Annotated in this window: 14 protein-coding genes; 4 read left to right on the top strand and 10 right to left on the bottom strand. The window is 73.5% G+C overall.

Annotated features, from left to right (window positions below; genetic code table 11):
• Positions 1–174 precede the first annotated feature (174 nt).
• Positions 175–975: an HAD family hydrolase gene (locus tag JQN72_RS03985; RefSeq protein ID WP_204133872.1), complete on the top strand. Its 801-nt coding sequence runs from the start codon at positions 175–177 to the stop codon at positions 973–975.
• A 54-nt stretch (positions 976–1029) separates the two neighbouring features.
• Positions 1030–1818, top strand: coding sequence for a DUF1206 domain-containing protein (locus JQN72_RS03980; RefSeq protein WP_239100086.1), 789 nt, complete (start codon positions 1030–1032; stop codon positions 1816–1818).
• Positions 1819–1834: 16 nt separating this feature from the next.
• Here the strand turns inward: JQN72_RS03980 and JQN72_RS03975 are convergent, their stop codons facing one another.
• Together JQN72_RS03975 and JQN72_RS03970 are read right to left on the bottom strand one after the other, a co-directional pair.
• Positions 1835–2518, bottom strand: coding sequence for a phosphatase PAP2 family protein (locus tag JQN72_RS03975; RefSeq protein ID WP_204133870.1), 684 nt, complete (start codon positions 2516–2518; stop codon positions 1835–1837).
• Complete coding sequence (locus JQN72_RS03970) at positions 2518–3267, bottom strand: phosphatase PAP2 family protein (RefSeq protein WP_204133869.1); 750 nt, start codon at positions 3265–3267, stop codon at positions 2518–2520. Before JQN72_RS03970 ends, JQN72_RS03975 begins: the two co-directional genes overlap by 1 nt.
• Positions 3268–3351: 84 nt before the next feature.
• On the opposite strand from JQN72_RS03970, the gene JQN72_RS03965 reads away from it, so the two are divergent.
• Positions 3352–4158 (top strand): TrmH family RNA methyltransferase, encoded by an 807-nt coding sequence (locus JQN72_RS03965; RefSeq protein WP_204133868.1) that lies wholly within the window; start codon positions 3352–3354, stop codon positions 4156–4158.
• 98 nt (positions 4159–4256) lie between these two features.
• Positions 4257–4892 (top strand): VOC family protein, encoded by a 636-nt coding sequence (locus JQN72_RS03960; protein ID WP_204133867.1) that lies wholly within the window; start codon positions 4257–4259, stop codon positions 4890–4892.
• A gap of 45 nt (positions 4893–4937) precedes the next feature.
• Here JQN72_RS03960 and JQN72_RS03955 read toward each other — a convergent pair whose 3' ends face one another.
• The 8 genes from JQN72_RS03955 to JQN72_RS03920 all read right to left on the bottom strand — a co-directional run bounded on the left by JQN72_RS03955 (position 4938) and on the right by JQN72_RS03920 (position 12029).
• The gene (locus tag JQN72_RS03955) at positions 4938–7223 is read right to left on the bottom strand and encodes a cation-translocating P-type ATPase (RefSeq protein ID WP_204133866.1); all 2286 of its coding nucleotides are present in this window, start codon (positions 7221–7223) and stop codon (positions 4938–4940) included.
• 1 nt (position 7224) lies between these two features.
• Positions 7225–7536: a metal-sensitive transcriptional regulator gene (locus JQN72_RS03950; protein ID WP_204133865.1), complete on the bottom strand. Its 312-nt coding sequence runs from the start codon at positions 7534–7536 to the stop codon at positions 7225–7227.
• Positions 7537–7576: 40 nt separating this feature from the next.
• Entirely contained in the window at positions 7577–7981 is a 405-nt protein-coding gene (locus JQN72_RS03945; protein WP_204133864.1) for a hypothetical protein, read from the bottom strand.
• 90 nt (positions 7982–8071) lie between these two features.
• Positions 8072–8539, bottom strand: a complete 468-nt coding sequence (locus JQN72_RS03940) for a GNAT family N-acetyltransferase (RefSeq protein WP_307812408.1) — start codon at positions 8537–8539, stop codon at positions 8072–8074.
• An 83-nt stretch (positions 8540–8622) separates the two neighbouring features.
• Positions 8623–9345, bottom strand: a complete 723-nt coding sequence (locus JQN72_RS03935; RefSeq protein ID WP_204133863.1) for a hypothetical protein — start codon at positions 9343–9345, stop codon at positions 8623–8625.
• Positions 9346–9481: 136 nt separating this feature from the next.
• Positions 9482–9949: a GNAT family N-acetyltransferase gene (locus tag JQN72_RS03930; protein ID WP_204133862.1), complete on the bottom strand. Its 468-nt coding sequence runs from the start codon at positions 9947–9949 to the stop codon at positions 9482–9484.
• A 71-nt stretch (positions 9950–10020) separates the two neighbouring features.
• Positions 10021–11469 (bottom strand): adenylosuccinate lyase, encoded by a 1449-nt coding sequence (purB, locus tag JQN72_RS03925; protein ID WP_204133861.1) that lies wholly within the window; start codon positions 11467–11469, stop codon positions 10021–10023.
• 47 nt (positions 11470–11516) lie between these two features.
• A complete protein-coding gene (locus JQN72_RS03920; RefSeq protein WP_204133860.1) occupies positions 11517–12029 on the bottom strand; it encodes a low molecular weight protein-tyrosine-phosphatase in 513 nt (170 codons plus the stop codon).
• Positions 12030–12136 lie beyond the last annotated feature (107 nt).

The following is a 12136-nucleotide window of genomic DNA, read 5'->3' as shown; positions in this document are numbered from 1 at the left end:
CCCCCCCCGCCCCCCCCCACCACTTTGTCCGGGGGGTCCCTCACCCTCGGGGGGCCCCCCCCGCGGGGGGGCCCCCCCCACCGGAGGTTCCCGCCTGAAAGTCGCCTGATGCCTGCCCCGCGCCCGTGGATGCCGTCACCGGGCGTTCATCCGGCGTCGGTAGCGTGGGAGCCGATGACATCTCCATATCTCGTGTGCCTCGACATCGACGGCACGACGGTCGACCACGACGGCCGGCTCCACGAGCCGGTGCGCGAGGCCGTCGTCGCCGTCCGGGACGCCGGCCACCACGTCACCCTCGCCACCGGCCGCGGCGTCGTCGGCACCCTGCCGGTGCTCGACGCGCTCGGCCTGACGACCGGCTACGCGGTGTGCGCCAACGGGGCGATCACCCTGCGCCTCGACCCGTCGCTCGAGGGCGGGTACGAGGTGCTCGAGGCCGTGACCTTCGACCCCGCACCGGCGCTGCGTGCCCTGCGCGAGGAGTTCCCGACGGCCCTCGTCGCGGTCGAGGAGCTCGGTGTCGGGTTCAAGGTGTCCGCGCCGTTCCCCGACGGCGAGCTCGACGGCACGCCCCGGGTCGTCCCGTTCGCCGAGCTCATGGCCCACCCGGTCACCCGCCTGACCATCCGCGACCCCGAAGGGACCGACGAGGACTTCCTCGCCGGCGTCGAGCGGATCGGCCTGCACGGGGTCGAGTACGCGGTCGGCTGGAGCGCCTGGCTCGACATCACTCCCGAGGGTGTCTCGAAGGCCGCCGCGCTCGAGGGGGTGCGGCGCCGGCTGGGGCTCGAGCCCGGGGCCACGCTCGCCGTCGGCGACCAGCGCAACGACCTCGAGATGCTCCGCTGGGCGGCCCGCGGGGTGGCCATGGGCAACGCGCCCGACGTCGTGCAGGCCGTGGCGGACGAGGTCACCGGCCACGTCGACGACCACGGTCTCGTGGCCGTGCTGGGCTCACTGCTGCCGAACTAGGACGTCACGAATCCCGACGGCGCATCCTCGCAGGTGGCAGGGTGTGTCTCCATGATGAGCGCCGACGTCGAGCACGCCACCCGCGGGACCAACGACAACCCCGTCGTCGAGTGGGGGGCCAGGGTCGGGTTCGCCGTCGTCGGGCTCATGCACCTGCTCATCGGCTGGCTCGCCCTCAAGGTGGCCTGGGGCGGCGGAGGCGGTGAGAACGCCGACTCCACCGGCGCGCTGCAGACCCTCGCGGGCAGTGCCACCGGCGCCGTGCTGCTCTGGGTCGGGGTCGCGGGCTTCGCGCTGCTCAGCGTGTGGAACGTCACCGAGGGGGCGCTCCGGAACGACGACACGAGCGACCGGGTCAAGCTCGTCGCCAAGGGCGTGGCGTACGCCTTCTTCGCCGTGACGACCTTCCGGATCGTCGCGCTCGGCTCGTCGAGCGACGGCGAGAAGCAGACCGACGACGTGACGCAGGTGCTCATGGGCAGCCCGGCCGGGCAGGTGCTCGTCGGGATCGTCGGGCTCGTCGTCCTCGGCATCGCCGGCTACCACGTCTACAAGGGCTGGGCGAAGAAGTTCCTCGAGGACCTCCGCGAGCACCCGGGCACGTGGGCCGTGTACGCGGGCCGGGCGGGCTACGTCGCCAAGGGCGTCGCGCTCCTCGTCGTCGGCTTCTTCTTCCTCGTCGCCGCGTGGCAGGCCGACGCCGACGAGGCCAAGGGTCTCGACGGCGCCCTGAAGTCCCTCAAGGACATGACCGCGGGGCCGCTCGTCCTCACCGTCGTCGCCGTGGGGATCGCCGCCTACGGCGTGTACTCGTTCGCCCGGGCCCGGTACGCCCGGCTCTGACCGCGACCCACGGCGGTCAGGACGGGTTGCGCCGCAGGTAGCCCCAGGCGAGCAGCGCGCACACGGCGCCGTTGAGCACGCCGACGAGCACGTCGGTCAGGTGGTGGGCGCCACGGTAGAGGCGGGCGAACGTCACGAGCAGCGGCGCGAGGACGCACAGGACGAGCAACACCCGTCGGGCCACCACGTGCCGGATACGGGTGCTCATCAGGGCGAACGCGACGTAGAGCGCGGTTGACGCCCCGACGTGTCCGCTCGGGAAGCTCGAGGTCGGGGGCGTGGGGTCGAGCCGCTCGACGTTGGGCCGGTCCCGCCCCACGACCCACGCCGCGATGACGAACACGGTCGCCTGCAGCGAGATCGAGACGAGTGGGACGACCGCGTACCACCACTGCCGCGTGCGCCACAGCACGACGAGCGCGACGAGTACGGCGACCCCGATGACGTACTCGGTGTTGCCGATCGACGACATCACGAGGGTGACGGCCTCACCCGTCGGGGTGCGGTGCTCCTGGAGCCACCAGTTGAGGTCGTTCTCGACGTCCAGGCCGCGCAGCGGCCCGACGATGACCAGGCCGATCGCGACGACGACGCCGAACAGCGGCAGGGCCGGCAGGACGGCGCGCACGACGACGTCCCGCAGCGCCTGCCCGACGGTGGGCCGTGACGTGTCGTCGTCCCAGCGGGTGAGGTAGGACATCAGCGCTCCTCCGGGGCGGCAGGCTCGGACGCGCCGACCGCGTCCAGGTCGGGGTCGGGCGCGGGCCGATGGCGGCGCGGGTTCCAGCCGGTGTACCCCGCGTAGGAGGCGAGGACGAGGCCGACGCCGGTGAGGACGCCGACGGTGACGTCGCTCGGGTAGTGGACGCCGAGGAAGTTCCGGTCGAGGGCGGTCAGCACGACGAAGACCACGCCGAGGCCGACCATGAGCCCCGGGGCGGCGCGGCTGCGCACGACGGGCCACAGGAGGATGACGACGGTCGTCGTCCACGCGGCGGAGTTCAGCGCGTGCCCGGACGGGAACGAGTAGCCGGGTGCCTCGGAGACAGGGTCCTCGACGACGGGCCGGGCGCGCTGGAAGACGTACTTGGCTCCGAGCCCGACCGCCCACGAGACCATGAGCGTCGCGAACGCCCACCACGCGCGGGTCCGCATCCCGCGTCCGAGCCACACCCAGAGGCAGAGCAGCGTCCCGAGCACGTGCAGCAGGAACGGCTGGCTCGCCTCCTGCCAGAAGATCAGGGCGTCCAGGAAGGCAGGGTGCGCACGGGTCACGGATGTGAGGGCGTCGATGACCGCGTCGTCCAGCGCGATGAGCGGGTCCCACCGGCTCCGGACGAGGAAGCCCACGCCGAAGAGCACGAGTGCGGTGACCACCGCGTAGACCGCGGCGCGGGCCAGGCGGCGCGCGCGCCCCTGCGGGGGCTCCTCGGCATCGGTGCTGGTCATCGGCCCTTTCTACCGCACGGCGGCGGTCTGCAGCGGCGCGGCCCGGCCGAGTCCGCGCGGCGGACGTGGGATGCTGGGCCCGCCATGGCCGAGCCGTACGTCACGTCCCCGACGAACCCCCGACTCAAGGCGGTCGCGGCACTGCGCCGGCGGCGGGTGCGCGAGGACCAGGGGCTGACCGTCGTCGACGGCTACGACGAGCTGCGGCTCGCGATGGAGGCGGGCGTGGTGCCGCGCACCCTCCTGCACTGCCCCGAGCTCATGGGCGACATCGAGGAGCGGAGGGCGCTCGTCGACGACGCCCGGGCCCTCGGGGCCGAGACCGTCCGGTGTGCACGTGCCGCGTTCGAGAAGGTCGCGTACCGCGAGGGGCCGGACGGCTTCCTCGCCGTGGTGCCGGTGGCGGGCGTCCCGCTGGACCACCTCGACCTGCCGGCCGAGCCGCTCGTCGTCGTCGTCGAGGGCCTGGAGAAGCCCGGCAACCTCGGGTCGGTGCTCCGCACGGCGGACGCCGCCGGGGTCGACGCCGTCGTCGCGGCCGACCCGGTGACGGACTGGGGCAACCCCAACGTCGTCCGCGCGAGCAAGGGCACGGTCTTCTCGGTGCCCGTCGCGGCGGCCTCGCTGGAGGACACCCTCGGCTGGCTGCGGCGGCACGGGATCGGGCTCGTCGCGACGACCCCGGACACCGACACCCTGCACACCGCGGCCGACTACCGAGGGCCGGTCGCCATCGCCGTCGGGGCCGAGCAGACCGGGCTGACGGACGCCGCGCTGGGGGCCGCCGACGTGCGCGTCCGCATCCCGATGGCCGGTGCCGTCAACTCGCTGAACGCGGGCGTCTCGGCGGGTGTCGTCGTGTACGAGGCGGTCCGGCAACGGTCGTCGTGAGGCCTCTGGGACGGCTGTGACAGGGGGTGGCGGCGGCGGTCGCTGCCCCTCGGGACCGGTGTCCGGAGCACCCTCCGGCGTATGCGACCATGAACGGCATGCGAGTTGACCACGTCGTCTACGCCGCCGAGCACGACGGCGTCCACGCGACCGCCGAGCGCCTCGCGAAGCTGATCGGGGTGCGGCCCGTCGACGGTGGTGTCCACCCGCGCTTCGGGACACGCAACGTCATTCTTCCGCTGGCGCACGAGCGCTACGTCGAGGTCGTCGAGGTGCTCGAGCACCCGGCCGCCGACAAGGCGCCGTTCGGCCAGGTCGTCCGCGCCCGGTCCGAGGCCGGCGGTGGCTGGCTGGGCTGGGTCGTCCAGGTCGACGACATCGCCGAGCAGGAGACCCGACTCGGGCGCGAGGCCGTGCCCGGCAACCGGCACCGCCCCGACGGCGTCGAGCTCCGCTGGAGGCAGATCGGCATCAAGGGCCTCCAGGCCGACCCGCAGCTGCCCTTCTTCATCACCTGGGAGGACGGCGTCCCCCACCCCTCCGAGGAAGCCGACACCGAGGTCACCATCGAGTCGCTCACCATCGCCGGTGACCCCGACCGGGTCCGCGAGTGGCTCGGTCTGCCTGCCGACTACACCTCGAGCGTCATCGCCTTCTCGTTCGTCATGCCGCACGGCACGCCGGGCCTGATGTCCGTCACCTTCGACACCCCCCAGGGCGAGGTCGTCGTCTGAGCGATGCGGTCCGGCGGGGGGTCGGTCCGGGCCGGGTCCGCCCGCTCAGGCCTCGGGACGCCAACGACGTAGCCGCAGGCTGTTCGTCACGACGAGGACGCTCGACAGCGCCATCGCGGCGCCCGCGACCATCGGGCTGAGCATCCCCGCCACGGCGAGGGGGATGGCGGCCACGTTGTAGCCGAACGCCCACACGAGGTTCTGCCGGATCGTGCGCAGCGTCGCCCGCGACAGCATCATGGCGTCGACGACCGCCGGCAGCTCGGAGCGCATGAGCACGATGTCGGCGGCGTCGGCCGCGACGTCCGTGCCGCTGCCCATCGCGATACCGAGGTCGGCCTGGGCGAGCGCCGCGGCGTCGTTGACCCCGTCGCCGACCATGGCGACGACCCGGCCGCGCTCCTGGAGGTCGGCGATGACGGCGTACTTGTCCTCCGGGCGGACGTCGGCGATGACCCGGCCGGCGTGGATGTCGACGTCCCGTGCCACGGCGAGGGCGGCCCGGTCGTGGTCGCCGGTGAGCAGGTAGACGACGAGCCCGTCGTCGGTGAGCTCGCGGACGGCACGCCCCGAGCTGCGGCGCACGGTGTCGGCGACGGTCAGGGCCGCGTGCGCACGTCCGCCCCAGCCGACCCACACGGTCGTCCCCTCGGCGCCCGGGCGGGCCAGCTCGCGGGGGAGGTCCTGGAACAGCTCGGCGCGCCCGACGGTGACCTCGGTGCCCTTGATCCGCGCCTTCGCCCCGGACCCCGGCAGCGCCTCGAAGTCGGTGGCGGTCGGGACGTCCAGTGCCCGGGCGGTGGCGGCCTCGGTGACCGCACGGGCCACGGGGTGCTCGCTGCCGTGCTCGACCGCCGCGGCCGCGCGCAGCGCCTGGTCCTTGGGGAGACGCCCGGCGGTGCGGACCTCGACGAGGGACATCCGGCCGGTCGTCACGGTGCCCGTCTTGTCGAGGACCATCGTGTTCACCCTCCGGGTGTCCTCGAGGACGTCGGCGCCCTTGATGAGGATGCCGAGCCGGGCGCCCCGCCCGGTGCCGACGAGCAGTGCGGTGGGCGTCGCGAGGCCGAGCGCGCACGGGCACGCGATGACGAGCACCGAGACCGCTACCTCGAGCGCGCGGGCAGGCTCCCCGGAGACGATCCACCACACCGCGAACGTGGCCGCCGCGATGACGAGCACGACCGGCACGAAGACGGCGGAGACGCGGTCGGCCAGGCGCTGGACGGGAGCCTTGCGGGTCTGGGCGCGCTCGACGAGCCGGGTGATGCCGGCGAGCGTGGTGTCGGCGCCGACCCGGGTGGCCTCGACGACGAGCCGGCCGGTGGTGTTCACCGTGCCGCCGGTGACCTCGGTGCCCGGGGACACCTCGACCGGCTGGGACTCCCCGGTGACGAGCGAGGTGTCCAGGGCGCTCCGGCCGTCGCGGACGACCCCGTCGGTGGCCACCTTCTCGCCGGGACGGACGACGAAGCGCTGGCCGACGCCGATCTCGGACGCCGGAACGCGCCGTTCGACCGTGGCGCCCGACTCGGTGTCGGTGCCGAGGACCGAGGCCTCCGTGGGCGCGAGCTCGAGCAGGCCGCGCAGCGCGTCCCGGGTGCGGTCGGTGGCCCGGGCCTCGAGCCAGCGGCCGACGAGCAGGAACGTCGTCACGACGGTGGCGGTCTCGAACCACAGGTGCCCGCCGTCCGCGGCCGCCCCGGAGACGACCGTCACGAGCGACCAGAGGTAGCTCGCGAGCACGCCGATCGAGACGAGGGTGTCCATCGTCGAGGCGCCGTGCCGCGCGGCGAGGACGGCCGCCCGGTGGAAGGGCTGCCCGGCCCACGCGACGACCGGTGTCGAGAGGAGGAGCTGGACCCACGGCTCGGCCGGGATGTCCGCACCGGGCACCATGGCGAGGACGACGACGGGTGCGGTGAGCGCGGCGGCGACGACGGCCCGGCGGCGCAGGTCCTCCTGGTGAGCCACCTGGTGGCTCCCGACCTCCGCGGCGGGCTGCTCCGGTGGCCCGGCGTCGCCGGCCGGCGCATCGCTCGGTCCCTCGGGGTCGCTGCCGGTCCGGGCGGGCTCGGCCGCGGACCCGCCGACGACCTCGGCGCCGTAGCCGGTGTGCCGGACGGTCTCGAGGAGGTCCTCGACCGTCACCGGGCCGGTCCAGCGGACGGTCGCCCGCTCGGTGGCGAGGTTGACGACGGCGTCGACGCCGTCCATCCGGTCGAGCTGACGCTCGACCCGGGCCGAGCAGGAGGCGCAGGTCATCCCGGTGATGGCGAGGTCGACCTCCTGGACCTCGGCGGCATCCGTGGTGCTCGGGGCGCCCGCCATCTCAGCTCCTCACGAGTCGGGTCACGGCGGCGACGACCTCGTCGACCTTGACCGCCGCGGCCTCGTCGGACTCGCGCGCGGCGTCGACGACACAGTGCGCGACGTGCTCCTCGAGCAGGCCGAGGCTCACCGCCTGAAGGGCGCGGGTCGCGGCGCTCACCTGGGTGAGGACGTCGATGCAGTACGTGTCGTTCTCGACCATCCGGGCGATACCGCGCACCTGGCCCTCGATGCGGCGCAGTCGCTTCAGCTGGGCCTCCTTGGTGTCGGAGTAGCCCGGCGGGGTGGAGGTCTCGTCGGCGGTCGTCGTCATCCCTCCACGATACCCCTGCGGGGTATGACCGGCGACCTGGTCAGCCGAGATGGCGGGTGACGAGCTTCTTCGGGGCGACCGTCGCCCACGCGTCGGTGACGATCTCGGCGAGCTCGAGGTAGTCGAGCGCCCCGAGGTCACGCTCGCGGACGAGGACGTACGCGTACCCGTCGAAGTGCGGCGTGGTGAACCACGGGGCCCCGAGCTGCAGGATCGCCTGCTTGTCCTCCTCGCCCGGCGTGCGGATGGCGATGACGTCGGGCATCGGCTCACCCGTGGAGTCGTCGACGGCGTCCTTGCGCGGGCCACGCCACAGGACGAACTTCTTGCCGCCGATGCTGTAGGCGGGATGCTCCTCGGTGCCTTCGCGGACGACCTCGGGCAGCGCGGACGCGATGCCGTCGAGGTCGTCGCGGTCGACCGGCCGGGGTGCAGTCGTCGCCATCCCCCCAGCCTGTCACGTCACGCGTCCCCCATCCCCATCCCCCGACATCTCGCGAACGTGTGTGAACCCGCCGCACCTTCCGCGGCGGGTTCACCCACGTTCGCGGAGGGCGAGGGTGAGGAAGGTGCTGTGGGGGTCGGGGCGGTAGTCGCCGAAGGGCTCGCAGTCGGTGAACCCGTGCGCGCGGTACAGCCCGCGGGCCGGGACGAAGACGTCGCCGGAGCCGGTCTCGAGGCTGACCCGGACGGCACCCGCGGCGCGCGCGGCATCCAGGGCGTGCTGCAGCAGCCGTCGGCCGAGCCCGGTGCCGCGCATCGACGGCTCGACGCGCATCGTCTTGAGCTCGAGATGGCCACCGCCGAGGTCCTTGAGCGCGACGGACCCGACGAGCGCCGCCCCGGCCTCCGCCACCCAGAAGCGCACGGCGGGGTCGGCGAACTGGTCCAGGCTCAGGGCGTGCCGGCTGCAGGCCGGTGCGGTGGGCTCCATCTCGGCCAGGTGCTCGGCGACGAGAGCGGCCACCCGAGGGTCGTCGAGGTCGGCGAGCACGATAGTCACCGCCTCACCCTCTACGACGTCCGTGAACACGCCACATCTTCCGCGGCGGGTTCACCCACGTTCGCGGGTGGAGGCCGCCGGGGCTAGGAGGGGACGGGCGCGAGTGGGGGAGCGACGATCTCGACCGCCGCGTCCCACTCGTGATAGCGGATGGTCTCGACCTTGGTGCGGTCGTACCAGATGTCGATCCGGCGGGGCCGTCCTTCGGTGTCGAGGTGGAGGTCCCGGGTGATCGTCGGCACCTCCCGGTCGCCGGAGTCCTCCCCCGGCTCCTGCCTCGGAGGGTCGGGGAAGACGAGGCGCACGCGCCGCAGCTCGATGCCGGCCTCGACGTAGTCCTCGAGTGCGGTGGCCAGGACCCGCTCCTCGGACCAGATGTCGGCGAGGATCGCCGGGTCGACCTCGACCATGGCCGGGAGGTCGCGCGCGTCGAGCTCGTACCAGTCGGCGTCCCACGGATCGCCGTCCTTGCGGTAGGCGTGCCCGTCGAGCAGGAGGAACTCGAGGTCCCCGACGTCCGGCAGCCACACGTCCGCCTTGAGAGCACCGGAGCGAGGGTCGAGGTAGCCACCGCCCGTGGCCAGCTCTCCGTCCAGCTGGAACTCGACCTTCCCGCCCCGGAGGGCAGCGTCCTGCATCTGCGAGAGCACCGTCCGGGGGTCGACCGGAGTGCCGCCACCGCGCAGCGCTCGGGCGACGGACCCCAGCCGGTCGGGAACGCCGCAGCCGCCGAGCAGGAGGGCTGCGGCGAGGCCGGCAGCGACGATGGCGCGCCGACTCGTGGCGCCGAAACCCCCGTGGTGCATGCGCTCAGTCTCCCGGAGTCGGACGTGTGCCGTCCGGGGGTTTCGTCGAACGGCCGACGGGCAGGGCCTCGACGCGACGCGGAGGGCGACCTGCTCGGCAACCGACGCGCTCGAGGTCATGTGGCGGGAGCCTCGGTCAGGGGTGGCGTCGGAGCGACAGGGCCAGGAAGGTGCTGTGGGGGTCGGGGCGGTAGTCGCCGAAGGGCTCGCAGTCGGTGAACCCGTGCGCGCGGTACAGCCCGCGGGCCGGGACGAAGACGTCGCCGGAGCCGGTCTCGAGGCTGACCCGGACGGCACCCGCGGCGCGCGCGGCATCCAGGGCGTGCTGCAGCAGCCGTCGGCCGAGCCCGGTGCCGCGCATCGACGGCTCGACGCGCATCGTCTTGAGCTCGAGATGGCCACCGCCGAGGTCCTTGAGGGCGACGGACCCGACGAGCGCCGCCCCGGCCTCCGCCACCCAGAAGCGCACGGCGGGGTCGGCGAACTGGTCCAGGCTCAGGGCGTGCCGGCTGCAGGCCGGTGCGGTGGGCTCCATCTCGGCCAGGTGCTCGGCGACGAGAGCGGCCACCCGAGGGTCGTCGAGGTCGGCGAGCACGATCCTCATCCCCTCACCTCCCACCACGTTCCGGAGGGGGCGGTGGGGGAGGGGCCGAGTGGTGGGGGGGGGTCACGGGGTCACGGGAGGTGCCGGACGAGCTCCGGGGCGAGCCCGACGTACGAGGCGGGGGTCATGGCGACGAGCCGCTCCTCGACCTCCGCCGGCAGGCCGAGCCCGCGGACGAACTCGACGAGGTCGTCCTGCCCGATCCGTCGGCCGCGGGTGAGCTCCTTGAGCCGCTCGTACGGCTCCTCCATCCCGGGGACACCCTGTGCGCCGAGGGCCCGCATCGCCGACTGCACCGGCTCGCCGAGCACCTCCCAGTTGGCGTCGAGGTCGGCGGCCATGGCCTGCGGCACGGCGTCCAGGCCGTCGAGGCCCCGGTGGGCGTTGTCGATGGCGAGCAGGCTGTGCCCGAAGGCCGAGCCGATGTTGCGCTGCATCGAGGAGTCGGTGAGGTCGCGCTGCAGACGGCTCTGCACGAGCGTCGCGGACAGGACGTCGAAGAGCGCGTTGCTCACCTCGAGGTTGGCCTCGGCGTTCTCGAAGCGGATGGGGTTGACCTTGTGCGGCATCGTCGACGACCCCACCGTCCCCTGCCCGCGGACCTGCGCGAAGTAGCCCATCGAGATGTAGGACCAGACGTCGGTGCACATGTTGTGCAGTACCCGGTTGAACCGCGCGAGGTCGGCGTAGAGCTCGGCCTGCCAGTCGTGGCTCTCGATCTGCGTCGTCAGGGGGTTCCAGGTGAGGCCGAGGTGCTCGACGAACGACCGGCTGACGTCCTCCCAGTCGGCGCCGGGCACCGCAGCCAGGTGTGCGCCGTACGTGCCGGTGGCGCCGTTGAGCTTGCCGAGGAACTCGGCGTCGTCGACCCGGGACAGCTGCCGCCGCAGCCGCCACGCGAGGACCGCGAGCTCCTTGCCCATCGTCGTCGGCGTGGCCGGCTGGCCGTGGGTGTGGGCGAGGAGCGGGACGTCGGCGAGCTCGCGCGCCATGGCCGTCAGCTTCTCGACGAGCGCGCCCGCCCGTGGCAGCCAGACGTCCCGGACCGCGCCGCGCACCATCACGGCGTACGAGAGGTTGTTGATGTCCTCGCTCGTGCAGCAGAAGTGGACGAGCTCGGCCAGTCCGGTGTCCTCCGGGGCCGGTGCGATGTCGCGCAGCCGGCCCTTGAGCAGGTACTCGACGGCCTTGACGTCGTGGAGGGTGACCCGCTCGATGTCGCCGAGCTCGTCGATCTGCTCGGCACCGAAGGATGTGACGACCTCGCGCAGCGCGGCCTTCTCGGCGCCGGTGAGGCGGCGGACGCCGGGGACGACCTCGCGCTCGGTGAGGTGGATCAGCCACTCGACCTCGACGTGGATGCGGGCCCGGTTGAGGGCCGGCTCGGAGAGGTGGTCGACGAGCGGTGCGACGACCCCGCGGTAGCGGCCGTCGAGGGCGCCGAGCGCGATCGCGGGCTCGATGTCGGCGAGGCTGGCGGCGTGCGAGAGGCCGGTCGCGGCGTCGGTCGTGCTCGTCATGGCCCCAGTGTCCCAGAGCGCCCGTGTGGCACCGCCGCGCGTCCGCCTCAGTGGCCGTCGAGGGCGCCGCGCACGTGCTCGACGATCCCGGGCAGCGCGGCGGCGATCTGGGCGTGGGTCTCGTCGAAGTCGGTGTCGTCGCCCCACCAGGGGTCGGCCATCCCGAGGTCCCCCTCGGCGGCCGACGCGGGGTCGAAGGAGCGGATGAGGGCGACCTTGCGCGCGTCCTGGGGCGAGCCCGCCAGCTGCTCGAGCCGGGCGACGTGCGGGTGGTCGGCGGCGAGGACGAGGTCGGCGTCGCCCAGCCACTCGGCGTCGATCTGCCGGGCGGTGTGCGCCGACCAGCCGACGTCCGGATGCCCGTGCCGGCGCAGCGTCTCGAGTGCGCGGTGGTCCATCCCGTGGCCGAGCTCCTCGCTGGAGACGCCCGCCGAGTCGACGTCGACCCGGTCGCCGAGACCGGCATCCTCCAGCGCCTCGCGGAGCATCATCTCCGCCATGGGGGAGCGGCAGATGTTGCCGTGGCAGACGGTGGTGACGCGGTAGCGGCGCTGGCTCATGCCTCCATCCTCGCGGACGGCCTGCAGCCCCGTTCACCGTGTTCAGGACCATCCCGTCGGCTCAGGTGGGTATGGACCCCTGAGCCGACGGGATGGTCCTGAGCCGA

The sequence above is a fragment of the Phycicoccus sp. CSK15P-2 genome, from assembly GCF_016888005.1.
Taxonomy (GTDB): Bacteria; Actinomycetota; Actinomycetes; order Actinomycetales; family Dermatophilaceae; genus Phycicoccus.
This window is presented reverse-complemented; position numbering and strand designations above follow the sequence as displayed.